We start from the raw sequence: 24658 nt of genomic DNA on the forward strand, positions 1-24658 counted from the left end.
GCCGGCAATGCTGCCCGGGCTGCTGCGGGCACTGGTAAGCACCAAGCCGTTGCCATTGAAGGTGTTGCGAGTCTGAGGTAAGTCGCTAATCAGGCAAATCAGCCTCCGGCGCAATTCTAGCGGGCGCAAGCAGCTATTTATTTCATAGCGCGCAAGACCTGAATCCGCAAAAAACATCATCCCGCTCAGGCAAATAAAAATTGCGGTATTTCGGATATTTCATTCGCGCTCGGGTCGCAAACGAGCCGCCGCGCAACACCTTGTGCGTGCCGAACCAGGGCTCGGAATAGGTTTGGTACGGATCAGTCGCAAAACCCGGGTAAGGCCGGAACGTCGTGCCCATCCACTCCCACACCCCGCCCCAGCGAAACCCCCGCCGCGAGGCGGTGTGCGCGGCCACTTCCCATTCCACCTCGGCGGGCAGGCGGCGGCCGGCCCAGCGGCACCAGGCGTCGGCCTCCCACCAGGTCATGTGCATGGCGGGCTGGGTGCCCTGCATGCGCATGGGCTGGCCAAACCGCGTCTGGATGACCGCGCCGCTGCCGATGCCGATCTGCTCGACATAACGCGGCCCCCGGCGGCCCTCGCCGGCTGCTTGCGCCTGCAGCCATTGCCAGCCGTCCGGATGCCACAGCTCTTGCCGGTCGTAGCCGCCATCGGCGACAAACTCGACGTACTGCGCCCAGGTGACGGGCTGGGCGTCGATTTCAAACTCGGGCACGCTGATGGCATGCACCACTTTTTCGTTGTCAAACGCAAAGCCCGAACCGGCGCTTGAAGCGCTGCCCATCTGCCAGGTGGTGGCCGGAATCAGCATCGGCTCGCGCAACGCCATCGGTGGCGGCGTAAAGGCCAACTGCAAGGGCTTGTCCAAGGACAAGCCAATGGTCTGCGCCATGATGGTCAGCGCTTCGCAGTGCATGTCTTCATGAAACAGGCACAGGCGGTAAAAGTACAAGGCGTCATCGTCGCTGTCGGCTTTTTCAAGCAGTTCCAGCGTGCTTTCCAGCGTGTTCAACATATAAGCCCGGCAATTGGCCATGTCCGGCACATCCAGCGTCCAGCGCGAGTCATGCGGCACCTGGTCCGAATCCCACCAGCGGTCTGCGTTGGGCTCGATGGAGGCTTGGCGGGCCTGCGCCGGGTCGCAACGCGTGCCCCGCGCCCGCTGCAGGTTGCGGCCAATCCAGCGCTCCTGGAACCAGGCCACATGGCCCAGCTCCCACAGCGGCGGATTGAGCGTGGCGAGCAGGGGCACGGCAAATCCGGTGTCCTCCAGCGCGTTCTGGTACTGGCCAAAAAGGTGCAGCGTATGATTGCGCGCGTCCATAAGCGCGAGCGACAGGAGTTCCCGGTCCGCCTTGCGCATGAGGGGTGAATCGATCAACTCGGGTGATGTATTGGGTATGGAATCTAAAGCCAAAACAGTGGTCCTGGTAAGCCCGGCGATGGCCGAATCCAACAACGGCAACTGGCACACCGCGCAGCGCTGGGCAAATTTCTTGTCGAGTTATTGTGACATTGCGCTGTTGCCGCATTGGCCATCGCCTTTGCCTTCACCATCGCCGCAGCGCACACCGCAAGCGATGGTGGCGCTGCACGCCCGTCGCTCGGCAGCCTCGATCCGGGCTTGGGCTGAAGCCTGGCCGGGCAAACCCCTGATCGTGGTGCTCACCGGCACCGACCTGTACCGCGACATCCAGAATGATGCTGAAGCGCAGCAGTCGCTGGCGCTGGCCACGCACCTGGTGGTGCTGCAGGACGCCGGACTGGCGGCGCTGCCCGAGGCATGGTGTGGCAAAACGCAGGTGATTTACCAGTCAGCCCCGGCGTTGAAGCCTGCTGACAAATCCACGCGCCGCTTTGGCGCGCTCATGGTCGGCCACTTGCGTGAAGAAAAAGACCCGCTGACCTTCATGCGGGCTGCAACGCGCGACTTTGACGCAGGCATTCATTTTGAGCAAATCGGTATGGCGCTGGAACCGCGTTTTGCCGAAGCAGCCCGCGCTACGGAACAACACACCGCGCGCTACCACAGGCTCGGCGGCTTGAGCCGCGCGGTCACCCGTCAGCGCATCAAGCGCGCGCACATCCTGGTGAACTGCTCGCTGATGGAGGGCGGCGCGCAGGTCATTCTGGAAGCCGTGCAGTCGGGCACGCCGGTGCTGGCGTCGCGTATCAGCGGCAACATCGGCATGCTCGGCGAAACCTACGCGGGCTACTTTTCGCCCGGCGATGACGTGCAACTGGCGGCGCTGGTGCGGCGCTGCGCAGCGGAGCCGGATTTTCTGGCACTGCTGCAAAGCCAGTGCAACGCGCGGGCGCACCTGTTTTCGCCGCAGGAAGAAAAGCGCCTTGTCATAAACTTGCTGGCTTCTGTGCTGGGCGGCTTTGACAGCCTGCGCGACCGTCCTTCCCTGTCTTTTTCGCCTTTGAAAGCATCCTGATGACCACATCCGACATACCGAAAATTCCCGCTGCACCCCGTCTGACAAGCTTGTCGCACGGTGGCGGCTGCGGCTGCAAGATTGCGCCCGGCGTGCTGAGTGAAATCCTGAAAAACTCCAGCAACATGCCGGGCCTGAACCTGCCGCCCGAACTGCTGGTGGGCATTGAAACCGCCGACGATGCAGCGGTTTACAAGCTCAACGACGAGCAGGCGTTGATTGCCACCACCGACTTTTTCATGCCCATCGTCGATGACCCATACGATTTTGGTCGCATCGCCGCCACCAACGCCATCAGCGACGTGTACGCCATGGGCGGCACGCCCATCATGGCGCTGGGCATCGTCGGCATGCCGATCAACGTGCTGCCGCTGGAAACCATCGGCGCCATTCTGCGCGGCGGCCAGGACGTGTGCCGCGACGCCGGCATTCCGATTGCCGGCGGCCACACGATTGACTCGGTCGAGCCGATTTACGGGCTGGTGGTGATGGGGTTGATCCACCCGTCGCGCGTCAAGAAAAACTCCGGCGCGCAATTGGGCGATGTGCTGATCCTGGGCAAGCCGCTGGGCGTCGGCATCCTGTCGGCGGCGCTGAAGAAGGAAGCATTGAGCGCCGAAGGCTACGCGCAGATGGTTGCCGTCACCACGCAGCTGAACAAGCCTGGCATTGAGTTGTCAAAGATGGACGCGGTGCATGCTCTGACCGACGTGACCGGCTTTGGCCTGCTCGGCCACGGGCTCGAACTCGCGCGCGGCGCCGGGCTCAGGATGCAGATTCAGCTCGACGAGGTTCCGCTGCTGCCCGGCGTCCTCGAATTCGCGGAGCAAGGCATGGTGACAGGCGCATCAGGCCGCAACTGGGACAGCTACGGCGCAGAAGTTTCGTTGCCGGCCGATATCAGCGTGGCCCGAAAAGCCCTGCTGAGCGACCCGCAGACCAGCGGCGGCCTGCTGGTTGCCTGCGCGCCCGAAGCAGCCGATGCGGTGCTGGCCTGCTTTCAACGCCACGGCTTTGAAGGCGCGCGCCGGATGGGCACGATGGTCGAGGGCGCTGGCGTCGAAGTCGTCTGACGCCAGCGCCCTGAACCCGGCCCATGTAACACGGGCCGGCCAGCGCCAGGCCCGCCAAAGCGGAATCACCCTGGCTGACAAAACTTGCCGCCTGGCCGGCCTCCATCACTGCCCTCAATGAACCGGTCACCTATTTTTTTGATACCTGCGCAGCTCGCTTTTCAAATTACCGCGCAATGACATGAACCTCTGTCATCTCCGCATCCTCTGTCATTTCGGCCCCGGATCAAGTCCGGGGTTTCAGCACCCGGGACCCATGCCTTTTTACCAGCGGGGTCATGGATTGCGGATTCCCGGATCGAGTCCGCAGGCTCAGACCGCAATGAAAAAGAGGAAGTGAAAAGTTTCCAACGACCAGAGCAGTTAAATTTTTGTATCAAACAGGTTTCTTGCGCATACTGCATATGCGCTGACAGCTATCAATTAGCTAGCAAATTCAGCAGCCACGAAAAATGCGGCTGCTTTTGCGGGCGATGATGGCCGGTCAAGCGGCATCCCTTCCAAATTTCAGCGTACTCTGCGCGATAAAAACAGCCGCAAGGGATAACTCTCTTCGCCAGCGCTAAAACAGTTCTTTAGAATCCCTCCGTTACACAAAACTGCATCGGCCAGGCTCACACTGCCTGGCCCGATCGTTTGATGTGACGTCGTTCTTTAACCCGGAGACAAAAATTGCGCGCTTTACTCAAAATTTCGAAGGCCGTGGATGGTCTGAACACCGTGGTGGGGAAAATCACGATGTGGCTGATCCTGGCGACCACGCTTATCAGCGCGGGCAATGCCATCGTTCGAAAAATCTTCGACTCCAGCTCAAACTCGCTGCTTGAAATCCAGTGGTATCTGTTTGCCGGGGTCTTTTTGTTGGGCGCCGGCTACGGTTTGCTGAAAAATTCTCACGTTCGCATCGATTTTCTTTCATCGCGCTTTAGCGACCGAACGCGCAACTGGATTGACGTTTTGGGCATCCTGGTGGTCCTGTTCCCGTTTTGCATTGTCATCATCAACCTCAGCTGGCCGCTGTTCACGCAGGCGCTGGCATCAGGCGAGATGTCGCAAAATGCCGGCGGCCTGATCCGCTGGCCGGTGTACAGCCTGGTGCCGCTGGGCTTTGGCCTGCTGATGCTGCAAGGCCTGTCCGAGCTGATCAAGCGTGTGGCTTTTCTGACAGGCAACGGGCCGGACGTGATGTCCGGCGAGGACGCCAAGTCCGACGAACAAAAACACATCGAAGAGCTGGAGGCCGTTGCCGCCCGCAAACTGGCCGGAGAATCCTGAAATGCAGACCACCTTTTTGGCACAACAGTTTGTGCCGCTCATGTTCGGGGGGCTTTTCCTCGTCCTGCTGACCGGTTTTCCGGTGGCTTTTGCGCTGGCCGCCGCCGGCCTGGGGTTTGGCTTTATCGGCATTGAAGCGGGCATTTTTCCGTCCTCGCTGTTCCAGGCGCTGCCGCTGCGTATCTTCGGCATCATGCAAAACGACACGCTGCTGGCGATTCCGTTTTTTACCTTCATGGGCATCATCCTGGAACGCTCCGGCATGGCCGAAGACCTGCTTGAAACCGTCGGGCAGGTGTTTGGCCCGCTGCGCGGCGGGCTGGCGATTGCGGTGATCCTGGTCGGCGCGCTGCTGGCGGCCACCACCGGCGTGGTGGCGGCTGCGGTGATCTCGATGGGCCTGATTTCGCTGCCCATCATGTTGCGCTACGGCTACAGCCGGGTGATTGCCACTGGCGCCATCACCGCGTCGGGCACGCTGGCGCAGGCGATTCCGCCATCGCTGGTGCTGATCGTGCTGGCCGACCAGCTGGGCCGTTCGGTCGGCGACATGTATTCGGGCGCATTGGTGCCCGGCCTGCTGCTGGTGGGCCTGTACATCCTGTTCATCGTCGTGGTGGCACTCTTCAAGCCGGCCATGGTGCCGGCGCTGCCGCCTGAGGCGCGCATCTACCGCGAGCCCAACGGCAGTTCGGGCCATCGTTCGCTGCTGGTGCTGGTGCTGATCTGCACAGCCGTCGGCTTTGGCTGGGCGCAGGTGCACAACCGGCTGCTCACCGTCTGGCTGGACCGCAGCATGCCGGCACCGGGCGATGAAATCGTCATCCTGTCGATGACGCTGGCTTCGCTGACCGGACTGGCGCTGGCCATCATCAACAAAGTGACCCGCATGGGTCTGCTGTCGCGGCTGGCCGAGCAGGTGACGTTTGTGCTGATGCCGCCGCTGATCCTGATCTTTCTGGTGCTGGGCACGATCTTTCTGGGCGTGGCCACGCCTACTGAAGGCGGCGCCATGGGCGCGCTGGGCGCGTTGATTTTGGGCCTGGGCAAGGGGCGCTTGTCGTGGTCGCTGCTCAAGCAGGCGCTTGACAACACGGCCAAGCTGGCGTCGTTCGTGCTGTTCATCCTGATTGGCTCGACGGTGTTCAGCTTCGTGTTCAATGCCGCAGACGGTCACATCTGGGTCGAACACCTGTTTGACAGCATTCCGGGCGGCGGCTGGGGCTTTTTGATCGTCGTGAACATTCTGGTGTTCATTTTGGGCATGTTCATCGACTTCTTTGAAATTGCCTTCATCGTGATTCCGCTGCTGGCGCCGGTGGCTGAAAAAATCCTTCCGGGCCTGGTTCCGGGCATGACGCCCGACGCGGCCATGATCTGGTTTGGCGTCATCATCGCCATGAACCTGCAGACCTCGTTCCTGACGCCTCCGTTCGGCTTTGCGCTGTTTTACCTGCGCAGCGTGGCGGCCAAAAAGGACTACAAGGACCGCGTGACGGGCGAGAACATCAAGGCCGTGACCACCAACGAGATTTACAAGGGCTCCATCGCCTTCATCTTCCTGCAACTGATCATGGTGGCCTCCGTCATGATCTACCCGTCGCTGGTGACTGGCGGCATCGTCAAGGAAAAAGGCCTGAGCAATGCTGAAGTCATGGAACTGCTGCGCATGCCGGAATCCGAGCCCGTGCCTGCCGAGCCCGAGATGCCTGGCAGCGAGGCGGCACCGGCAGAAAACGATGCCGCTGCGCCAGCCGCCGAGGAAACAGACCCGATGAAGGCGATGCAGGAGGCGCTTGAAAAGAGCGCCAAGCCGACCCGGTGATTTCCCTGACGAACCCGGGCGAGCGGCGCTATTGAAACTGCACCGCGTATTCACCCACCCATAAAAAAAGGCCCGAGGGCCTTTTTTTATGGGTGCTGCCCGCAGGCTTGCTGCGGACGGGGGTTTCAGCGTGCTGCGCTTAGAGCTTCTGGCGCTGCATGAAGCTGTCAAAGCTCGATTCGGCAAAGCGGAACCACAGGACCTGGTCACGCTGGAAATTGCGGTAGTCCGCGTAGATTTTCTTCCAGTCGGCGTTGGACGTGTTCAGCCCGTCATAAACCTCCATCGAAGCCTTGAAGGATGCGTCCATGATGGACTGCGGAAACGCGACGACTTTGGTCTTGGCGCTGACCAGCTGCTTCAGGGCACCGGGGTTGCGGGCATCGTAACGGGCCTGCGTCACCACATGCGCTTCGTGCGAAGCGGCGCGAACGATGGCCTGGTTTTCTTTCGACAACCCCTCAAAAGCCTTGTTGTTGATGTAGAACTCCAGGTTCAGGCTGCCCTCCCACCAGCCGGGGTAGTAGTAGAACGGCGCGACCTTGTTGAAGCCGAGCTTCAGGTCGTCGTAGGGTCCGATCCACTCGGCGGCATCAATGGTTCCCTTTTCCAGCGCCTGGTAGATTTCGCCGCCGGGAATGTTCTGCGGAACACCACCCATGCGCTCGATGACCTTGCCGGCAAAGCCGCCGACGCGGAACTTCAGCCCCTTGATGTCGGCTGGCGTCTTGAGCTCCTTGCGGAACCAGCCCCCCATTTGCGCGCCGGTGTTGCCGCCGAGCAGGTTGACGATGTTGTACTTGGCGTAAAACTCGCGCATCAGCTTGCTGCCGTTACCGTCCACCATCCAGGCCGTGAGCTGGCGGGAATTCATGCCAAACGGAATGGCGCCACCGATGGCAAAGGCTTCGTTCTTGCCAAAGAAATAGTAGGGCGCAGTGTGCGCCATCTCGACCGTGCCGTTCTGCACGCCGTCCACCACACCGAATGCCGGCATCAGTTCACCGGCAGGATGCACCGAAATTTCAAACTTGCCGCCGGACATTTCCTTGACGGCTTTGGAAAACACCTCGGCAGATCCGTAAATGGTGTCCAGCGACTTGGGAAAGCTCGAAGCCAGGCGCCAGCGAATCGCCGCCTGGGCGTGAACCGCCGGGGCAATTCCGGCAGCGAGCACGCCAGCGATGCCAGCGTTTTTGATGAGGGAACGACGATCCATGAATGTCTCCTTGAAAACTTGTTGGGTTTAGAACAGGTGTTCGATTCAAGAAACATGATTGGCCGCAAAGATGCGAGTCAATCATGTTGGGGACTGCTGGCTGCGCAGCGCTTAGAGCTTGACCGACGCCATGTAGTTGCTGAAGGCCGATTCCGAGAAACGCGCCCACAGCAACTGGTCGCGCTGGAATGCGCGCATGTCGGCGTGAATCTTCTTGAACTCGGGCGACTTGGCCTCGTGTTCGGCGAACACTTCCATCGACGCCTTGTAACCGGCATCCATGATGGCTTTGGGGAAGGCCTTGAGCTGCGTCTTGGCACCAACCAGCTTTTTCAGGGCAATCGGGTTGACCGCGTCGTACTTGGCCGTCATGTCGCGTGCGGCAACGGACGTGGCTGCATCGACGATGGCCTGGAACTCGGGGCTCAGCGCCGCATACGCCTTGGTGTTGATGAAGAATTCCAGCTCGGCGCCGCCTTCCCACCAGCCGGGGTAGTAATAAAACGGCGCGACCTTGTTGAAGCCGAGCTTTTCATCGTCGTAGGGACCGACAAACTCCACCGCATCGAGCGTGCCTTTTTCAAGTGCCTGGTAAACCTCGCCAGCCGGCATGTTCTGCGGCACGACGCCGAGCTTTTGCATGGCCTCGCCAAACAGTCCGCCACCCAGGCGCATCTTCAGGCCCTTCAGGTCGGCAACGGTCTTGATTTCCTTGCGGTACCAGCCGCCCATCTGGGTGCCGGTGTTGCCGGCGCTGCGGCTCTTGATGTTGTACTGGGCGTAAAACGCATCCATCAGCTTGCGGCCGTTGCCATGCTCCATCCAGGCATCCATCTGGCGGGCCGTCAGGCCGAAAGGCACGGCGCAGCCAAAAGCAAAAATCGCATCCTTGCCCGTGAAATAGTAAGGCGCGGTTTGCGCCATTTCGACAGTCCCGTTCTGCAGGGCATCGACCACGCCAAAGGCGGGCATCAATTCGCCGGCCGCATGCACCGACACTTCGAATTTGCCGCCGGACAGGGCCTTGACGGTTTTAGAAAACATTTCAGCGCTGCCAAAAATGGTATCGAGCGATTTGGGAAAGCTCGAAGCCAGGCGCCAGCGGACATTGGCCTGGGCATGAACCGCAGGCGCAATGCCGGCAGCCAGCACACCGGCAATGCCAGCGTTTTTGATGAGTGATCGACGATCCATGAATACTCTCTTTTTGAAAGGTTGACGATTGCTTGTTTCGTATTTGCCTGTCGGTCAGCACCCAAGATTTCTTGCGGCAATGCCCTTGACAGTCACGATGGTCGCAGGTAGCGGCCTGTCTGACATTTTGTCAGTTTTTGTACGGCTTTCGCCCCGTTGTTACCCGTAGAAAAGCGTAAAAAAGGGGATGCCACAGCAAGCCGGCGTTCGCCAGCCTTCCGCCGCCAATTGCCAGGGCAAAAAAATCTGGTCAGGCAACCGACTTGAGCACCACCTTGGCCAGCTGATCGTGCACCTTGATGCCGTCGAAACGCTTGCGGATGGAGGCCTCGATGCCATCGGCATCCAGGCCCTGCAAGGCCAGCAGATGGGCTGGGTCGCCGTGCTCGATGAACTCGTCGGCCAGGCCCAGTTGCAACAGTGGCCTGAGGACGCCCGCCGCCTGCAATGCCTCACCGACTGCGCTGCCCGCACCGCCCATGATGGCGCCCTCTTCCACCGATACCAGGGCTTCATGGCTGGCGGCGATCTTCAGCAGCAGTTCAGTGTCCAGCGGCTTGGCCCAGCGCATGTTGACCACGGTCGCGTCCAGCTTTTCAGCCGCTTGCAGCGCCGGGTAGAGCAGCGTGCCGAAGGCCAGGATGGCAATGCCCTTGCCTTCGCGGCGAATCTCGCCCTTGCCAAACGGCAGCGATTTCAGACCGGCCTCGGGCTCGACACCGGCGCCGGCGCCGCGCGGATAGCGTACGGCGACCGGATGGTTCTGCTCGAACGCGGTGGTCAGCAGCTTGCGGCATTCGTTTTCATCGGCCGGGCAGGCCATGCTCATGTTGGGTATGCAGCGCACAAAAGGAATATCGTAGGCACCCGCATGGGTCGCGCCGTCGGCACCGACCAGTCCGGCACGGTCCAGCGCGAACACCACCGGCAGGTTTTGCAGCGCCACGTCATGAATCATCTGGTCATAGGCGCGTTGCAGGAAGGTCGAGTAAATCGCCACCACCGGCTTCAGGCCCTCGCACGCCATGCCGGCTGCAAAGGTCACCGCATGCTGCTCGGCAATGCCGACATCGTGGTAGCGCTTGGGAAAGCGGCGGTGAAACTCCACCATGCCCGAACCCTCGCGCATCGCCGGCGTGATGCCGACCAGGCGCGGGTCATGCTCGGCCATGTCGCACAGCCAGCGGCCAAACACCTGCGTGAAGGTCTGCTTGGCGGGCGTGCTGGATTTCTGCAGGCCCATGGACGGATCGAACTTGCCGGGGCCGTGGTAGGCAATAGGGTCGGCTTCGGCCAGTTTGTAGCCCTGGCCTTTTTTCGTCACGACATGCAGGAACTGCGGCCCTGCGCCGGTCGCCAGCAGATGCTTGATATTTTCCAGCGTGGGAATCAGCGACTCCAGGTCATGGCCGTCAATCGGGCCGATGTAGTTGAAGCCAAAGTTCTCGAACAGAGTGCCGGGCACGACCATGCCCTTGGCATGGGTTTCGAGCCGGCGCGCAAGCTCTAACAGCGGCGGCGCCACCTGCAGCACCTTCTTTCCCACGTGCCGGGCCGAGGCGTAAAAGCGCCCGCTCATCAGTTGCGCCAGGTGGCGGTTCAGCGCGCCCACCGGCGGGCTGATGCTCATGTCGTTGTCGTTGAGCACCACGAGCAGCCGGCTGTCGTCATGCACGCCGGCGTTGTTCATGGCCTCAAACGCCATGCCGGCGCTCATCGAGCCGTCGCCGATGATGGCCACGGCATTGCGGTCCTCGCCTTTGAACTGCGAGGCCAGCGCCATGCCGAGCGCCGCCGAGATCGAAGTCGACGAATGCGCGGTGCCGAAGGTGTCGAACTCGCTCTCGCCCCTGCGCGGAAAGCCCGACAGCCCGCCGAACTGGCGCAAGCTGGCCATGCGTTCGCGCCGGCCGGTCAGTATCTTGTGCGGATAAGTCTGGTGGCCCACGTCCCAGACCAGCCGGTCATCGGGCGTGTTGAAGACATAGTGCAGGGCGACCGTCAACTCGACCGTGCCCAGGTTGGAGCTTAGATGCCCACCGGTTTTGGAAACGCTGTCGAGCACATAGGCGCGCAGTTCATCGGCCAGCGTCTTGAGTTGCGCGCGCGGGAGCCTGCGCAGGTCAGCCGGACTGTTGATGGTTTCAAGCAATGAGTACATCGTGGTGTATTTCCGTTATGGCGGGGCCGGGCCGTGACTAGTGCTGCCGGTTGACCAGCATGTCGGCCAGCGCCCGCAAGGCATGGGTATTTTCAAGCTGGCTGGACTGAAGGCTGTCGAGGGCTTTCGCCAGCAATTCTTGCGCATAGCACCGTGAAGCCTCCAGCCCCATCAGCGAGACGAAGGTCGGTTTGTCCTGGGCGGCATCCTTGCCGGCCGTCTTGCCCAGCGTGGCCACGTCGGCTGTCACGTCCAGAATATCGTCAACGACCTGGAACGCCAGGCCGATAGCGGCGCCGTAGTCACGCAAGGCATCCAGTGCCGCCGGGGATGCACTGCCGCAGGCGGCGCCCATCATCACGCTGGCTTGCAGCAGTGCGCCGGTTTTGAGGCGGTGCATCTCGTGCAGTTGCGCGGAGGTCAGCGGCAGACCGACGCTGGCCAGGTCAATGGCCTGCCCGCCCGCCATACCCTGGTAGCCGGCGGCCTGGGCCAGCAGGCGGCACAGACGCGCCTGCGCTCTGGCATCGACTGACGCATCGTCGGGTGTCAGCAACTCGAACGCCAGCGCCTGCAGTGCATCACCGGCCAGCAGCGCCCGCGCCTCGCCAAACTGCACATGCACCGTGGGCTTGCCACGGCGCAGCACGTCGTTGTCCATGCACGGCATGTCGTCATGCACCAGCGAATAGGCATGGATCAACTCGACCGCGCAGGACGGGCGCAAGGCCACCGACGCATCGCCGTTGACCGCGTCGCAGGCGGCCATGACCAGCAGCGGACGCAGCCGCTTGCCGCCGTCAAGAACGGCATAGCGCATGGCATCGCCGAGCCCGGCCGGCGCTGGCGCATCGCTCGGGCTGGCCACCCAGCGGGACAGGGCACGTTCAATGACCGCGAGTTGCACGGCGCTCCAGGCGCCCAGGTCAAACAGGGAAGTGTGTTCAGGAGCGTTCAATTCAGTGGTCTTTTGCGCTGGGGCGGTGACGCCGTTGATGACAGGGAACATGGGAATGTTTTCAGTACAGGCCAGCACTGTCATAAGTCCACCCGCAACGCTGCGGACAAGTGCGAAGCGTGGGCTTGATGCATTGAACCCGAAAAATGATTTAGGCCTGCGTCCAGGGCTTGAGTTCGGTGCCTTCCAGCACCTTGATCTGGGTTTCAACCGCTTCAAGCCGGTCCCGGCAAAACTTGAGCAATTGCGCGCCGCGCTGGTAGCCCGTGAGCAACTGGTCCAGGGGCAGCTGACCGGACTCCAGCCGGGCGACCAATGCTTCAAGTTCCTGCAGTGCGGCCTCGTAGGTGGCAGGCAATGCCGGCAGGGGCGTGGCGCTGGCGTCAGGGTCCGGGACACGCGGTGATGCAGTAGGGGAAACGGAGCTTTTGGCCATGTGAATAGGGTTGTGGAGGCTGATTTTAAAGGTTTGCCGTGATTCTGGATGTAGGCACTGGCAAAGTCGGGCAGTCAGGCATTATCCCGCTGGCTGCCGAGGGACACTTGCAGGCATGGCGCGCGGGTACACTTGATAACCATTCTTGATACCGGAACTGGTCACCCCATGGCAAGTTCGCCCTATTTTTTGTCTGCAGGCTCCTCCCCGCCTGCTGGTTTACCTGGCTTTTACACCGTCGCCTCGCCCGGCTTCGGCGGCCTGTTGAGAGAAACCGATGCCCGATAAAAGCCTCCGGCTGTTGCAAGCCACCAGCCAGCTTCCCATTTCCAGCTATTTCGATGCCGGGCTTTACCAGCGCGAACAGCAAAAACTGTTTGCGCGCGGACCGCGCTACCTGGGTCACGAACTGGCCGTGCCCAACCTTGGAGACTACTACACGCTGCCGCACGAAGGTGATGGCCGTGCGCTGGTGCGCAATGCCTCGGGAATCGAACTGATTTCCAACGTCTGCCGGCATCGCCAGTCCACCATGCTGCAGGGACGCGGCAACACCGGCAGCAACATCGTCTGCCCACTGCACCGCTGGACCTACAACACCTCGGGCGAGTTGATCGGCGCGCCGCATTTCGAGGTCGATCCGTGCCTGAACCTGAACCGCTACAAGACGACGACATGGAACGGCCTGGTGTTTGAAGACAACGGCCGCGACATTGCAGCGGAGATGGCGCCCATGGGCCACATGGCCGACCTTGATTTTTCCGGCTACCAGCTCGACAAGGTGCATATCCACGAATGCAACTACAACTGGAAGACCTTCATAGAGGTCTATCTGGAGGACTACCATGTCGGCCCCTTCCATCCCGGACTGGGCGGCTTCGTCACCACGGACGACCTGCGCTGGGAGCTGGCACCAAGCTATTCGGTGCAGACCGTGGGCGTGTCCGACAAGCTCGGCAAGCCCGGCACCGATGTGTACAAGCTCTGGCACGACGTGGTGCTGCAGTACCGCAACGGCCAGCCGCCCAAGTACGGCGCGATCTGGCTGACCTGCTACCCGCACATCATGGTCGAGTGGTATCCGCATACGCTGGTGGTCAGCACGCTGCACCCGCAGGGGCCGGACAAGACGCTGAACGTGGTGGAATTTTTCTATCCCGAAGAAATATGCGCTTTCGAGCGCGAGTTCATTGAAGCCCAGCAGGCGGCCTACATGGAAACCTGCGTCGAGGACGACGAACTCGCGCTGCGCATGGACGCCGGCCGCAAGGCGCTTATGCTGCGCGGCGACAACGAGTTTGGCCCCTACCAGAGCCCGATGGAAGACGGCATGCAGCACTTTCACGAGTGGTATCGCCGTGAAATGGGCGCCAGCAAAACCACCCAGATGATCTGAGGGCGTGGCGCCCGCCCCCATACTGCTATTTATTAAATAGCAGCTTATGCAAGCCGGGCATGCGCAAAAGCCATTTTTAAACCATAAAACCCGGAAATCAAGCGATGCAAGCCGTCTGGATGGTCCTGTCCGCATTCCTGATCGCCTCCATGGGCGTGTGCGTCAAGTTCGCGTCCGCGCACTTCACCAGCGCCGAACTGGTGTTTTACCGGGGCGTGGTGAGTATTGTCTTCATGGCGCTGTATGCGCGTGTCCACGGCACGTCCCTGCGCACGGCCTACCCGGCCATGCATGCCTGGCGCAGCGTGATCGGCGTGATGTCGCTGTCGGCCTGGTTTTATGCGATTGCCCACTTGCCCCTGGCCACTGCCATGACGCTGAACTACATGAGCAGCGTGTGGATTGCCGCTTTCCTGGTGGGCGGCGCGCTGATGCTGGGCAAGCCGGGCAAGAAGGGACCGAAACAGGGTCCGCTGGTGCTCGCCATCCTGGCCAGCTTTGGCGGCGTGGTCATGCTGCTGCGTCCCGCCATGGACCAGAACCAAAGCTTTGCCGGCCTGATCGGGCTGCTGTCGGGGCTGGGTGCGGCCTTTGCCTACATGCAGGTGATGGCGATTTCACGCATGGGCGAGCCTGAAATACGCACCGTGTTTTATTTCGGTGTCGGCACGGCGGTCGCGGGTGCTCTGGGCATCGCGTTGACCGGCACCTCGGCCTGGAGTTGGCAACAGGCCCTCTGGCTGCCGCCCATCGGCATCCTGGCATCGCTTGGCCAACTGGCCATGACCAAGGCCTATTCGATGTCGAAAAACCATGGCAGCACGCTGATGGTCGCCAACCTGCAATATTCGGGAATTGTGTTCGCCGCACTCTACAGCCTGGTCCTTTTTGGTGACAATATCCCCCTGACGGGCTGGGCCGGCATGGCGCTCATCATCGTCAGCGCTATATCCGCCACCATGCTGCGGGCCCGCGCGGCGCCCAATGCGCCGGCTGAAGAACATTGAGTTTGCTACCCAAGGAACCCTGATGACGAACTACACCACCCTGATCTCGGCCGAACAACTGCAGGCCTTGACAAAAAGCGGCCAGCCACTGCGCATCTTCGACTGCAGTTTTGAATTGATGCAGCCGCACGCGGGCATGCAGAGCTACCTGAAGTTGCATATTCCCGGCGCCATCTACGCGGACCTGGAAACCGCCCTCACGGCCCGCCACGGCGTGCCCGGCGCGCATGGTCTGATCACGGCAACAGGCGCCGATGCGCCAGCCTCGGGCGGCCGTCATCCGCTGCCCAACCGTGAAAAGTTTGCCACCTGGCTATCCAGCGTCGGCATGGGCAATGAGATGCAGGCGGTGGTCTATGACCGCAACCAGGCCAATTACTGCGGTCGCCTGTGGTGGATGCTCAAATGGGCCGGCCATGAAAACGTCGCCGTGCTCGATGGCGGGCTGCAGGCCTGGCAAGCAGCAGGCGGCCCGGTCAACAGCGGCGAAGAACCCGCCCATTTCCAGACCAGCTTTCTGGCCGGACCCGAGCGCGCCCGGCTGGTGGATGCGCAAACGGTTGCCGACCAGTTGGGACGCCCTGCCCAGACCCTGATCGATGCGCGGGCCACGCCGCGCTTCAAAGGCGAGGTCGAGCCGCTCGACCCGGTCGCCGGCCATATCCCGGGCGCGCTCAACCGCCCCTTCGGATTGAACCTGATGCCCGACGGCACCTTCAAGCCTGCCGAGCAGCTGAAAGCTGAATTCACCGCCTTGCTGGGGCAGCGTGACCCCGCCACCGTGGTTCACCATTGCGGCAGCGGCGTCAGCGCCCTGCCCAACCTGATTGCCATGGAAGTGGCTGGCCTGGGACGCAGCGCACTGTATGCCGGCAGCTGGAGCGACTGGTGCAAAGACCCCGACCGGCCCGTCGCGCAGGGCTGAAAGGCCACGGCAGCGCATTCACCGCGAAAAAGCCCCCTGCGCAACATGTGCAGAGGGCTTTTTGGAGTGTGCAAGGCGAGGTTTTTTAATCGCTTCAACCACCGCTGCTGGCGGCGCTGGCTGGCGGCATGGCAGAACCGCTGCCCATCGACCCTGAGCCCGTGCTTCCCGATGTGCCGGATGAACCTATCGAACCGCTAGAGGGGCTGGTGGAAGAAGACCCCGGCGTCGTGGTGGTCGAATTGTCTGCTGCCTTGTTGCAGCCAGCCAGTGCCAGTGCAGCGGCCAAGGCAAGCGCCGCAGCGGTTGCGGTTTTCAGTGTTGATGCGTGCATATCAGTTTTCCTTTGAAAGAGGGAGCGGCTGACCGTCAGCCAAAGGTCAATTTAGCTGCCCGCCTTCTGCATGGCGCATGAGACGCCGACCTCATGAAATGTAGGAATTTTTCGCGTTGCTCCCCTGGTTTGGGACGAGTCATCGAAAAGGATGAAGAAATCCCCAACCTTTTACTTCCTCCTGTCCTACATGAATGGTCGAGTTAATAATGAAAAAATTGCTAAAAATATCGGTAAGAATAAAAATGTGACAAGCCAAGGCGGCGTGTCAATTTCATCCATGAAGCGCTTGCATGGATTGCAGGATTTCAAGGCGTACCCCTTTTAAGGAGATATTGAAATGGCAACGAGCAAACAAGACAGCAAAACCGCTGGCAAGCCGAGTGGAAAACCCGAACGTGGCTTTGCCGCCATGAACCCTGAACGTCAGCGTGAAATTGCCAGGGAAGGCGGCAGGGCTGCGCACCTGAGCGGAAACGCCCATGAGTTCACGTCGGAGGAAGCGCGCGCGGCGGGTCGCAAAGGTGGCCAGGCCAGCAGCAAGAGCCGCTGAGGGCGCTGTCTCATCGGGCACAAAGGGCGTTTGAAGCGCCCTTTTTCTTTATCTTTTGCCAGGTACTTAGTTGATCAGCCAGGCGTGACGCGCCAGGCGTTGCGGTTTGTGCGGATTGTCTTTCCAGGCTCCGGAATTCGGACCCTGCTCTTTCCAGCCCCTGGAGCCGTTATCCGGACGCTCCAAGTGGTTCCTGGAAGGCTTCAGTTCGCGTTCCCTGTCGGGCTTGTGGGCTTTCATGATGGCTTCCTTGCGTGACGGGCAACTCTCTGGCGGTGAAAACAGCGCAGCGACAGCGACCCTGTCTTGAATTGACTCTAAGCAACCCAGCCCATCAGCTTTGTAGGAAGTTCTTGCTATTGCCGTAAGGAAAATCTTAGCCACATCGTCAAGCAAGCATGGCAAGCGCAAAAATTGCAAAGCGTTCAATCAACAGGGGTTCATTCCCGGCTGCAACCAAGGAGGGGTCCATGCTGCCAGGAGACAAATCAAGATGCACCTCCAAGCAAAAACGCCAGGCAGATGATATCGAGGAAGCCCATGAGAAAAAGCGTGTGCCCGAAGGCAAGGCGGTCCGGCGCGCCTGGCGACTGTGAACAAGACCAATGCAGGCGCGAAGAAATCCGGCCCACAGGTATGACCCAGGAAAGTTATTGTTGACCGCCTCCCGGTATGGGCCTGGCGGCAAACTTCGTCAGCCTAAGCAATCATCGGCATCGGCGTTGGCTGGACTTCACCCGGTTCGGGTGGTGTTGACAAGGGCTGGACGGGTTCGGGCGGGGGTACGTTGGGATTGGTTGCCATGTGTGACTTTCATTTCGCCTGGGTGGATGGATGGGGCTGGCTGGGCGGCTCGCTCAGTTCGGGACGTTGCGGCAGGTCACGGATCATGGCTTCGCCGACTGCGTCCCGGCCGTCTGAAGGCAGGTCTGGCTCCAGCACCATGGGAGGCTCCTCGCCGCCCGGCTTGGAACCGGGTGCCGAAGGCGCCGTGCCTGCACTGGCTTGCTGATCAACTCCCATAGCCGCGTGGCTGGCTGCGTCTGGACTGGCAGAGGCAGCAACATCGTCTGTCTTTTTTGCGCCCTGGGAATCTGCAGAAACCGTCATTTCAAAACCCTCCCAACAGCAAAGGAACATCGTGGCTGGCAACGGTGGCCGCTGCCATCAGCGAAACAAATACAGCCGCGCCAAAAGCCATGTAACCGGCAAACCGGGAATGGAGCTTTCCGGACTGGCGCGCCCGGACGCTTGCGGCTCTTTGCAAATCCCGGGGGGTTCTGGCATTCACGGATTTTGTGCATTCTGCTGCCGAGACTGCAGAAGGTCCGACTGGAATTGAAATGGATGGAATCTTGTTCATGGGGGACCTGCCTTCCTGGCGGAGGTTGATTTATTCACTGCCTTGATCTTCCAACAGGCCAGGCTGGCGGTTTATAGGTCGCCAAGCCCTGACGCTGTAAGCGTTCGGCTGACAACCCGGAAATCCCCAACCGGCACAGCCTCACGCGTTCAGCAATGCCCGGCGCGCCACGCAGTTGGCGGTCATTTCTTCTGCGGCGCCAAAGTGTGCTGCGGCGCAAACCGTGCCCAAAAGCACAGCATGCAGCAAGGCCAAGGCTGACATTGCAACCGCCATTGAAATTGTGGATAAAAAATGGCCTTTGCGCATACAGCACAGGGTTTTATTGCTATGAAAATCATAGTCTCAAGAAATCTCTGATTGCTTTTGGGCAGTGCTACCATTCCTGAAACTGGTTTCAAAACCTAGTCAAAACCTGCCTGCTTTTTACCCTTCCCCTGCCCATGCCTTTTTCAAACAAACAGCCTTCCCCGGCGCGCGCCACGATTGCAGATGTTGCCCGGGAAGCCGGCGTTTCCAAAGCCACGGTGTCGCGCTTTCTGAACCACCGTGAAACCCTGCTCACGCCGGACATTGCCGCGCGCGTCGAGGTGGCGGTCGCCGCGCTGGCCTACAGCCCCAGCCCGATGGCGCGGGCGCTCAAACGCGGCCGTTCGCGGCTGATCGGCCTGGTCGTGGCGGACGTGACCAACCCTTTTTCGGTGGCCGTGCTGCGCGGCGCCGAAAAAGCCTGCCAGGAAGCCGGCTACCTGCTGATGCTGTTCAACCTCGGCAATGACAGCCGCTGCGAGGGCAAAGCCATTGAAGCGCTCTCGGCCTATCAGGTCGAAGGTTTCATCCTCAACACCCTGGGCGGCGACGCTGGTGCCGCAGCAGATGCCGCCCGCCACGGCAAGCCCGTGGTGCTGGTGGACCGGCGCCACCACAACATGCAGGCCGACTTTGTCTCCCTCGACAATGCGGGCGCCGTGCAACTGGGCGCGCGCCATCTGGTCGAGGCCGGCTACCGCGAACTGTTGTTCATCTCGGAGCCGGTCAAGAATGTGAGTTCCCGCATGGAGCGCGATGTAGCGTTTCGCAGTTTCATCGGCAACACTGCGCCGGAGGTGCCCGGTCTCCAGGGCCGCACCTTTGAAAGCACGGAGGACGACGGCGATGCGCTGGACAACGCGCTGCGCGACCAGCGCCAGCGTGCCGGCGGGCGTTTGGCGGGCGTCATTTCAAGCAATGCCGTGGTCACGTTGCGGGTGGTGGCCAGCCTGGCGCGTATGGGCTGGCAACTGGGCACCGACCTGGGGCTGGTGGGTTTTGACGACACCGAATGGTCGCCCTACATCGGCCCCGGCCTGACCACCATTGCCCAGCCCACCGACGAACTGGGTCGCCTGGCGGCCCACTGCCTGATGGAACGGCTGCAGGGCCTGGACCTGCCGCCGCGCCAGATCCTGCTGTCTGGCCGCCTTCTGCCGCGCGGCTCGTCGGTTCCGTCGGTATCGGTGGCACCCGTAATTATTTCAGCAAACTAGGGTTTTTACGGAGTTACAGACCCGGTACGCCTGCTTTTATAATTCAATGAAACCGGTTTCAGGATGATCAAAAATTAACACCTTGTCATGTTTTCAGAAAAACTTACCTTTTCCGCCGTACTCAAAGACTTGACGTTCTTTGCGACGCCAGCGCTCCACCCATGAACTACACCTTCCAGTTCGGCGACGTTTTTGCAGCCTGGCCGCTGCTGCTCAAGGGCACCTGGAACACCATCGAGTTGTCGCTGCTGGCGATGCTGCTCGGGCTGGTGGTCGCCATCATCTGCGCCTGGGGCAAGACCGCCGGACCCAAGCCGTTGCGCTTCGTGATCAACGCCTACATCGAGCTGATCCGCAACACGCCCTTTCTGGTGCAGCTGTTCTTTTTCTTTTTCGCCCTGCCCGCGTTGGGCCTGCGCTGGTCGGCCTACACCGCTGCGCTGACGGCGCTGGTCATCAACCTGGGCGCCTACGCGACCGAAATCATCCGTGCCGGCATCGAGTCGATTCCCAAGGGACAGATCGAAGCCGGCCTGGCGCTGAACTTGAAGCGCCACGAGATTTTTCGTTTCGTTATTTTGAAGCCGGCGCTCAAGGCGATCTACCCGGCGCTGACCAGCCAGTTCATTTTGCTGATGCTGAGCTCGGCGGTGGTGTCGGCTATTTCTGCCGACGACCTGACCTCGGTCGCGGCCAACCTGCAGTCGCAAACCTTTCGCAGTTTCGAGATCTACATCGTCGTAGCTAGCATCTACCTGCTGCTGGCGCTGTCGTTCTCGGCGCTGTTCCGCGTGATCTACAAGATCAGCCTCAACTACCCGGATCGTCGGTGATGCGTACTTTCGGATTTCCTGAATTCCTGTTCATCCTCCAGGCGGCGCAGTGGACGGTGGCGCTGTCGCTGATCGCCTTCATCGGCGGCGCCATCGGCGGCCTGCTGGTGGCCCTGGGACGCACGTCTGAAAACCGGCTGGCGCAGTTCCTGTCGGGCGGCTTCATCCAGATATTCCAGGGCACGCCGCTGCTGCTGCAGCTATTCCTGGTGTTTTTTGGCGCGCCGGTGCTGGGCCTTGACATCAACCCCTGGGTTGCGGCCGGCGTGGCGCTGATATTGAACAGCAGCGCCTTCCTGGGTGAAATCTGGCGCGGCTGCATTCAGGCGATTCCTGCCGGCCAGGTAGAGGCGGCGCACGCGCTGAGCCTGTCCTACGTTTCGCGCATGCGCTTTGTCATCCTGCCGCAGGCGGCTCGGATTGCGCTGGCGCCCACGGTCGGTTACCTGGTGCAGATCATCAAGGGCACGTCGCTGGCGGCGATCATCGGCTTCACCGAAATCACCCGCGCCGGCCAGATCATCAACAACGCCACCTTCCAGCCGCTGATCGTGTTCAGCGTGGTGGCGGCGATTTATTTCGGGCTGTGCTGGCCGCTGTCGCTGCTGGCCGCGCACATGGAACGCCGGCAGGCCGCCGCGCTGGCACGCTGATTCCAGCCTCACTTTCGACTTGTTTTTCAACATCAACCGGAGACTCATCATGATCAAGCATCTGCAACGCCGCGTATTTACCAGCACCGCGCTGGCCCTTGGCCTGGCCGCCACCCTGGGCGCCTGGGCACCCGCCGCCAGCGCGCAAAGCGTGGCCGACATCAAGAAAAAAGGCGAGCTGACAGTCGGCATGCTGGTGGACTTTCCGCCCTACGGCACCATGAACAGCAGCAACCAGCCCGACGGCTACGACGCCGACGTGGCGCGCCTGATGGCCAAGGACCTGGGCGTCAAGCTCAACCTGGTGCCGGTGACCGGCCCGAACCGCATCCCGTTTTTGCTCACCAACAAGGTCGATCTGCTGGTCGCCTCGCTGGCCGTGACGCCCGAGCGCGCCAAGCAGGTGCAGTTTTCCAAACCCTATGCGGCCGCCAGCATCGTGCTGTACGGCGATAAGAAGGCCGACCTGAAGGCGCCGGCCGACCTGAAGGGCAAGCGCGTCGGCGTCGCCCGTGCCAGTACGCAGGACGTGGCACTGACCGCCGTGGCGCCCGAGGGCACCGAGATCCGCCGCTTCGACGACGACGCTTCGGCCATGCAGGCGCTGCTGTCCGGACAGGTTGACGCCATTGGCTGCTCGACCACGGTTGCGGCGCAGATTGCCAAACGCGCCCCGGCGAATACCTATGAAAACAAATTCCTGCTGCGCCAGCAGGTCATGGGCGTGGCGATGCGTCCCGGCCAGGACGAGTTGCTGAAAACCGTGGACGACTTTGTCGCCCGCAACACGGCCAACGGCGAACTCAACAAGCTGTATCAAAAATGGCTTCAGACAGACCTGCCCAAGCTGCAGTAATCCTTGAACCGCAACGGACCACGGTGCTTTTATGACAGACACAATGCATTCCCCTTCGCCGACTACCAAGGCTGTTGACGCCGCCGAACCCATCATCCGCATGGAGGCGGTGGACAAGTGGTATGGCAAGTTCCAGGTGCTGACCGGCATCAACCTGAACGTCGCGCCGGGCGAGCGCATTGTGGTCTGCGGGCCTTCCGGGTCGGGAAAATCGACGCTGATCCGTTGCATCAACCGTCTGGAAGTGGTGCAAAAGGGGCGCATCGTGGTCGATGGCATCGACCTGACGGCCGGCGGCAAGAATGTCGATTCGGTGCGCCAGGAAGTCGGCATGGTGTTCCAGCAGTTCAATTTGTTTCCGCACCTGACGATCCTGCAAAATTGCACGCTGGCACCGATGCGCTCGCGCGGCCTGAGCCAGATCGACGCCGAAACCATCGCGATGAAATACCTCACCCGCGTGCGCATTCCCGAGCAGGCGAAAAAATACCCGAGCCAGCTGTCGGGCGGCCAGCAGCAACGCGTGGCGATTGCGCGGGCGCTGTGCATGACCCCGAAGATCATGCTGTTCGACGAGCCGACTTCGGCGCTGGACCCGGAAATGGTCAAGGAAGTGCTGGACACCATGATCAGCCTGGCCGACGACGGCATGACCATGCTGTGCGTCACGCATGAAATGGGCTTTGCCCGCAGTGTGGCCGACCGGGTGATCTTCATGGCCGACGGCAAGATCATCGAGCAGGCGCCGCCGCAGCAGTTCTTCAGCAACCCGCAAAACGAAAAAACCCGAAATTTTCTCGGCCAAATTTTGAATTCGCAACATGCCCACTGAAGTTTCAACAGTCCCGGTCGCGCCGCCCATCCTGGTTTCCCTGACCGCCTTTGGCGCCGCTGAAGTGCGCCGCCATGGGCAACTGTGGTTTGCCCGGCTTTGCCATGAAGCCGGCGCCGACGGCGTCGAAGTGCGCAGCGAACTGCTGATCGATGCCGCCCGCGAACTGCCCGCCCTGGCCGAAGTGGTTCGCGAGACCGGGATGCAAGTGGTCTATTCGAGCGCCGACGGCCTTTGGGCGGCTGACGGCGCGCTGGACATGACCGCTTTGCAGCAGGCGCTGCAGGCCGCCAAAACTTTGGGCGCGCCCCGGCTGAAAATGGCGATCGGCGGCTTTGCCGCCGCGTCGCACGTTAGCCTGACGGCGCTGCGGGACTGCCTGCAGGCCGCCAGGATCGAACTGGTGATCGAGAACGACCAGACGCCGTCTGCCGGCACCCTGCCCGCGCTGCAGGACTTTTTTGACGTGGCCAATGACCAGGGAATCTTCCTGGGCATGACGTTCGACATGGGCAACTGGCACTGGACCGGCGAATGCCCACTGCAGGCTGCTACCGCCCTGGCCCCGCAGGTGCGCTATGTGCATTGCAAGGGCGTGCAGCGCCAGCCGCAGCGCTGGGTGGCCGTGCCGCTGGCTGAATCCAGCGCGCCCTGGCGCGCCGTGTTGCGCACACTGCCAGCTTATATGCCCTGGGCCATCGAATACCCGCTGATCGGTGACGACCTGCTGGCGGTCACGCGGAACGAAATCGATCAATTGCGCAGCGTGGCTGCGGCCATGGCAAGCCGCGTTTCTACTCCGTTATTGCAACAATGAGACACCCATGACACCCGCCCTGGACGTGATCACCTTTGGCGAAGCCATGCTGCTGCTGGTCGCCGACCGGCCCGGCCCGCTGGAGCAGGCCGAAGCCTTTTACAAGCGCACCGCCGGTGCCGAAACCAATGTCGCCATCGGCCTGGCGCGCCTGGGCCTGAAGGTTGGCTGGGGCAGCCGCCTGGGCACCGATTCGATGGGCCGGTATTTGCTAGCCGCCATGCAACAGGAAGGCATCGACTGCTCGCACGTGGTGTGCGACCCGTCGCAAAAGACCGGTTTCCAGTTCAAGTCCAAGGTGCTGGATGGCAGCGATCCGCAGGTCGAATATCACCGACAGGGTTCTGCTGCCAGTCACATATGTGTAGATGACATTGACGAGGATTGGCTGCTGTCGGCGCGCCACCTGCATGCCACCGGCGTATTTCCCGCCATTTCGGCCAGCACCCTGCCCGCTGCGCGCAAGACCATGGACCTGATGCGCGCGGCAGGCCGCAGCGTGTCGTTCGACCCCAACCTGCGCCCCACGCTGTGGTCCAGCCCCGGGCTGATGCGCGAATCGATCAACGATCTGGCCACGCGCGCCGACTGGGTGTTGCCCGGCCTGGAGGAAGGCCGCTTCCTGACCGGCGAAGCCAGCGCCGAAGGCATTGCCCGCTTTTACCGCCAGCGCGGCGCCCGGCTGGTCGCCGTCAAGCTGGGCGCCGATGGCGCCTGGTTCGACAGCGACACCGATGGCAGCGGCCATGTGCCGGGGTTCCCGGTGGCCCAGGTGGTGGACACCGTGGGCGCAGGCGATGGGTTTGCCGTTGGCGTGATCAGCGCATTGCTCGATGGCTTGGGCGTTGTCGAAGCAGTGAAGCGCGGCGCCTGGATCGGTGCCCGCGCGGTGCAGGTGCTGGGCGACAGCGAAGGCCTGCCGACGCGCGCCGAACTCCATGAATTCACTGAACTCCATCCGACAGGATGCTGAAA

The 24658-nt window shown here is 61.5% G+C and carries 25 protein-coding genes; 17 read left to right on the forward strand and 8 right to left on the reverse strand.

Annotation, left to right across the window (positions count from 1 at the left end; all coding sequences use genetic code 11):
- Positions 1–142: 142 nt before the first annotated feature.
- Complete coding sequence (gene senA, locus GZ092_RS03325; protein ID WP_293634628.1) at positions 143–1369, reverse strand: selenoneine synthase SenA; 1227 nt, start codon at positions 1367–1369, stop codon at positions 143–145.
- A 58-nt stretch (positions 1370–1427) separates the two neighbouring features.
- Between senA and senB the strand changes: the two genes are divergently transcribed.
- The 4 genes from senB (at position 1428) to GZ092_RS03345 (ending at position 6620) form a co-directional block, all read left to right on the forward strand.
- Positions 1428–2447, forward strand: a complete 1020-nt coding sequence (senB, locus tag GZ092_RS03330; RefSeq protein WP_363254211.1) for a selenoneine biosynthesis selenosugar synthase SenB — start codon at positions 1428–1430, stop codon at positions 2445–2447.
- A complete protein-coding gene (gene selD, locus GZ092_RS03335) occupies positions 2447–3520 on the forward strand; it encodes a selenide, water dikinase SelD (protein ID WP_293634362.1) in 1074 nt (357 codons plus the stop codon). Before senB ends, selD begins: the two co-directional genes overlap by 1 nt.
- A gap of 672 nt (positions 3521–4192) precedes the next feature.
- Complete coding sequence (locus GZ092_RS03340) at positions 4193–4795, forward strand: TRAP transporter small permease subunit (protein ID WP_293634364.1); 603 nt, start codon at positions 4193–4195, stop codon at positions 4793–4795.
- Between the two features lies 1 nt (position 4796).
- The gene (locus tag GZ092_RS03345; RefSeq protein WP_293634365.1) at positions 4797–6620 is read left to right on the forward strand and encodes a TRAP transporter large permease subunit; all 1824 of its coding nucleotides are present in this window, start codon (positions 4797–4799) and stop codon (positions 6618–6620) included.
- Between the two features lie 139 nt (positions 6621–6759).
- Here GZ092_RS03345 and dctP read toward each other — a convergent pair whose 3' ends face one another.
- From dctP to xseB, 5 genes are all read right to left on the reverse strand, one after another.
- Positions 6760–7839: a TRAP transporter substrate-binding protein DctP gene (gene dctP / locus GZ092_RS03350; protein ID WP_293634366.1), complete on the reverse strand. Its 1080-nt coding sequence runs from the start codon at positions 7837–7839 to the stop codon at positions 6760–6762.
- Positions 7840–7950: 111 nt separating this feature from the next.
- On the reverse strand, positions 7951–9033 hold the full coding sequence (locus tag GZ092_RS03355) for a TRAP transporter substrate-binding protein (RefSeq protein ID WP_293634368.1): 1083 nt from the start codon (positions 9031–9033) through the stop codon (positions 7951–7953).
- Between the two features lie 250 nt (positions 9034–9283).
- The gene (dxs, locus tag GZ092_RS03360) at positions 9284–11194 is read right to left on the reverse strand and encodes a 1-deoxy-D-xylulose-5-phosphate synthase (RefSeq protein WP_293634369.1); all 1911 of its coding nucleotides are present in this window, start codon (positions 11192–11194) and stop codon (positions 9284–9286) included.
- 37 nt (positions 11195–11231) lie between these two features.
- Positions 11232–12203 (reverse strand): polyprenyl synthetase family protein, encoded by a 972-nt coding sequence (locus GZ092_RS03365; protein ID WP_293634370.1) that lies wholly within the window; start codon positions 12201–12203, stop codon positions 11232–11234.
- A gap of 100 nt (positions 12204–12303) precedes the next feature.
- Complete coding sequence (gene xseB / locus GZ092_RS03370) at positions 12304–12588, reverse strand: exodeoxyribonuclease VII small subunit (protein ID WP_293634371.1); 285 nt, start codon at positions 12586–12588, stop codon at positions 12304–12306.
- A gap of 277 nt (positions 12589–12865) precedes the next feature.
- Between xseB and GZ092_RS03375 the strand changes: the two genes are divergently transcribed.
- From GZ092_RS03375 to GZ092_RS03395, 5 genes are all read left to right on the forward strand, one after another.
- Positions 12866–13984 carry an aromatic ring-hydroxylating dioxygenase subunit alpha gene (locus GZ092_RS03375; protein ID WP_293634372.1) on the forward strand — a complete coding sequence of 373 codons (1119 nt, stop codon included), beginning with the start codon at positions 12866–12868 and terminating at the stop codon, positions 13982–13984.
- 104 nt (positions 13985–14088) lie between these two features.
- Entirely contained in the window at positions 14089–14991 is a 903-nt protein-coding gene (locus GZ092_RS03380; RefSeq protein ID WP_293634373.1) for a DMT family transporter, read from the forward strand.
- Between the two features lie 22 nt (positions 14992–15013).
- On the forward strand, positions 15014–15916 hold the full coding sequence (locus tag GZ092_RS03385; RefSeq protein ID WP_293634374.1) for a sulfurtransferase: 903 nt from the start codon (positions 15014–15016) through the stop codon (positions 15914–15916).
- A 128-nt stretch (positions 15917–16044) separates the two neighbouring features.
- Positions 16045–16266, forward strand: a complete 222-nt coding sequence (locus GZ092_RS03390; RefSeq protein WP_293634375.1) for a hypothetical protein — start codon at positions 16045–16047, stop codon at positions 16264–16266.
- A 324-nt stretch (positions 16267–16590) separates the two neighbouring features.
- A complete protein-coding gene (locus GZ092_RS03395; RefSeq protein ID WP_293634376.1) occupies positions 16591–16803 on the forward strand; it encodes a KGG domain-containing protein in 213 nt (70 codons plus the stop codon).
- A 66-nt stretch (positions 16804–16869) separates the two neighbouring features.
- On the opposite strand, the gene GZ092_RS03400 is transcribed toward GZ092_RS03395, so the two are convergent.
- Entirely contained in the window at positions 16870–17043 is a 174-nt protein-coding gene (locus GZ092_RS03400; protein ID WP_293634377.1) for a hypothetical protein, read from the reverse strand.
- A gap of 230 nt (positions 17044–17273) precedes the next feature.
- Between GZ092_RS03400 and GZ092_RS03405 the strand changes: the two genes are divergently transcribed.
- The gene (locus GZ092_RS03405) at positions 17274–17399 is read left to right on the forward strand and encodes a hypothetical protein (protein ID WP_293634378.1); all 126 of its coding nucleotides are present in this window, start codon (positions 17274–17276) and stop codon (positions 17397–17399) included.
- Between the two features lie 217 nt (positions 17400–17616).
- Here GZ092_RS03405 and GZ092_RS03410 read toward each other — a convergent pair whose 3' ends face one another.
- Positions 17617–17826: a hypothetical protein gene (locus GZ092_RS03410; protein WP_293634379.1), complete on the reverse strand. Its 210-nt coding sequence runs from the start codon at positions 17824–17826 to the stop codon at positions 17617–17619.
- 783 nt (positions 17827–18609) lie between these two features.
- On the opposite strand from GZ092_RS03410, the gene GZ092_RS03415 reads away from it, so the two are divergent.
- From GZ092_RS03415 to GZ092_RS03445, 7 genes are all read left to right on the forward strand, one after another.
- A complete protein-coding gene (locus GZ092_RS03415; RefSeq protein WP_293634380.1) occupies positions 18610–19692 on the forward strand; it encodes a substrate-binding domain-containing protein in 1083 nt (360 codons plus the stop codon).
- Between the two features lie 161 nt (positions 19693–19853).
- A complete protein-coding gene (locus GZ092_RS03420) occupies positions 19854–20525 on the forward strand; it encodes an amino acid ABC transporter permease (RefSeq protein WP_293634381.1) in 672 nt (223 codons plus the stop codon).
- Positions 20525–21178 carry an amino acid ABC transporter permease gene (locus GZ092_RS03425; RefSeq protein ID WP_293634382.1) on the forward strand — a complete coding sequence of 218 codons (654 nt, stop codon included), beginning with the start codon at positions 20525–20527 and terminating at the stop codon, positions 21176–21178. The genes GZ092_RS03420 and GZ092_RS03425 overlap by 1 nt, the downstream gene beginning before the upstream one ends.
- 49 nt (positions 21179–21227) lie before the next feature.
- The gene (locus GZ092_RS03430) at positions 21228–22034 is read left to right on the forward strand and encodes a transporter substrate-binding domain-containing protein (RefSeq protein ID WP_293634383.1); all 807 of its coding nucleotides are present in this window, start codon (positions 21228–21230) and stop codon (positions 22032–22034) included.
- A 43-nt stretch (positions 22035–22077) separates the two neighbouring features.
- On the forward strand, positions 22078–22866 hold the full coding sequence (locus GZ092_RS03435) for an amino acid ABC transporter ATP-binding protein (RefSeq protein ID WP_293634384.1): 789 nt from the start codon (positions 22078–22080) through the stop codon (positions 22864–22866).
- Positions 22856–23683 (forward strand): TIM barrel protein, encoded by an 828-nt coding sequence (locus GZ092_RS03440; protein WP_293634385.1) that lies wholly within the window; start codon positions 22856–22858, stop codon positions 23681–23683. Before GZ092_RS03435 ends, GZ092_RS03440 begins: the two co-directional genes overlap by 11 nt.
- 7 nt (positions 23684–23690) lie before the next feature.
- The gene (locus GZ092_RS03445; RefSeq protein ID WP_293634386.1) at positions 23691–24656 is read left to right on the forward strand and encodes a sugar kinase; all 966 of its coding nucleotides are present in this window, start codon (positions 23691–23693) and stop codon (positions 24654–24656) included.
- The last annotated feature ends 2 nt before the right edge of the window (positions 24657–24658 follow it).

The sequence above is a fragment of the Polaromonas sp. genome (assembly GCF_010365105.1).
Classification (GTDB): domain Bacteria; phylum Pseudomonadota; class Gammaproteobacteria; order Burkholderiales; family Burkholderiaceae_C; genus Polaromonas.

What these genes read in the sequence shown, in the direction of transcription:
- senA (WP_293634628.1), bottom strand. Translation starts at nt 1,369, where the DNA reads ATGCGCAAGGCGGACCGGGAACTCCTGTCGCTCGCGCTTATGGACGCG.
- selD (WP_293634362.1), top strand. Translation starts at nt 2,447, where the DNA reads ATGACCACATCCGACATACCGAAAATTCCCGCTGCACCCCGTCTGACA.
- GZ092_RS03345 (WP_293634365.1), top strand. Translation starts at nt 4,797, where the DNA reads ATGCAGACCACCTTTTTGGCACAACAGTTTGTGCCGCTCATGTTCGGG.
- dctP (WP_293634366.1), bottom strand. Translation starts at nt 7,839, where the DNA reads ATGGATCGTCGTTCCCTCATCAAAAACGCTGGCATCGCTGGCGTGCTC.
- GZ092_RS03355 (WP_293634368.1), bottom strand. Translation starts at nt 9,033, where the DNA reads ATGGATCGTCGATCACTCATCAAAAACGCTGGCATTGCCGGTGTGCTG.
- dxs (WP_293634369.1), bottom strand. Translation starts at nt 11,194, where the DNA reads ATGTACTCATTGCTTGAAACCATCAACAGTCCGGCTGACCTGCGCAGG.
- GZ092_RS03365 (WP_293634370.1), bottom strand. Translation starts at nt 12,203, where the DNA reads ATGTTCCCTGTCATCAACGGCGTCACCGCCCCAGCGCAAAAGACCACT.
- xseB (WP_293634371.1), bottom strand. Translation starts at nt 12,588, where the DNA reads ATGGCCAAAAGCTCCGTTTCCCCTACTGCATCACCGCGTGTCCCGGAC.
- GZ092_RS03375 (WP_293634372.1), top strand. Translation starts at nt 12,866, where the DNA reads ATGCCCGATAAAAGCCTCCGGCTGTTGCAAGCCACCAGCCAGCTTCCC.
- GZ092_RS03380 (WP_293634373.1), top strand. Translation starts at nt 14,089, where the DNA reads ATGCAAGCCGTCTGGATGGTCCTGTCCGCATTCCTGATCGCCTCCATG.
- GZ092_RS03385 (WP_293634374.1), top strand. Translation starts at nt 15,014, where the DNA reads ATGACGAACTACACCACCCTGATCTCGGCCGAACAACTGCAGGCCTTG.
- GZ092_RS03390 (WP_293634375.1), top strand. Translation starts at nt 16,045, where the DNA reads ATGGCAGAACCGCTGCCCATCGACCCTGAGCCCGTGCTTCCCGATGTG.
- GZ092_RS03395 (WP_293634376.1), top strand. Translation starts at nt 16,591, where the DNA reads ATGGCAACGAGCAAACAAGACAGCAAAACCGCTGGCAAGCCGAGTGGA.
- GZ092_RS03400 (WP_293634377.1), bottom strand. Translation starts at nt 17,043, where the DNA reads ATGAAAGCCCACAAGCCCGACAGGGAACGCGAACTGAAGCCTTCCAGG.
- GZ092_RS03405 (WP_293634378.1), top strand. Translation starts at nt 17,274, where the DNA reads ATGCTGCCAGGAGACAAATCAAGATGCACCTCCAAGCAAAAACGCCAG.
- GZ092_RS03410 (WP_293634379.1), bottom strand. Translation starts at nt 17,826, where the DNA reads ATGGGAGTTGATCAGCAAGCCAGTGCAGGCACGGCGCCTTCGGCACCC.
- GZ092_RS03415 (WP_293634380.1), top strand. Translation starts at nt 18,610, where the DNA reads ATGCCTTTTTCAAACAAACAGCCTTCCCCGGCGCGCGCCACGATTGCA.
- GZ092_RS03420 (WP_293634381.1), top strand. Translation starts at nt 19,854, where the DNA reads ATGAACTACACCTTCCAGTTCGGCGACGTTTTTGCAGCCTGGCCGCTG.
- GZ092_RS03425 (WP_293634382.1), top strand. Translation starts at nt 20,525, where the DNA reads ATGCGTACTTTCGGATTTCCTGAATTCCTGTTCATCCTCCAGGCGGCG.
- GZ092_RS03430 (WP_293634383.1), top strand. Translation starts at nt 21,228, where the DNA reads ATGATCAAGCATCTGCAACGCCGCGTATTTACCAGCACCGCGCTGGCC.
- GZ092_RS03435 (WP_293634384.1), top strand. Translation starts at nt 22,078, where the DNA reads ATGCATTCCCCTTCGCCGACTACCAAGGCTGTTGACGCCGCCGAACCC.
- GZ092_RS03440 (WP_293634385.1), top strand. Translation starts at nt 22,856, where the DNA reads ATGCCCACTGAAGTTTCAACAGTCCCGGTCGCGCCGCCCATCCTGGTT.
- GZ092_RS03445 (WP_293634386.1), top strand. Translation starts at nt 23,691, where the DNA reads ATGACACCCGCCCTGGACGTGATCACCTTTGGCGAAGCCATGCTGCTG.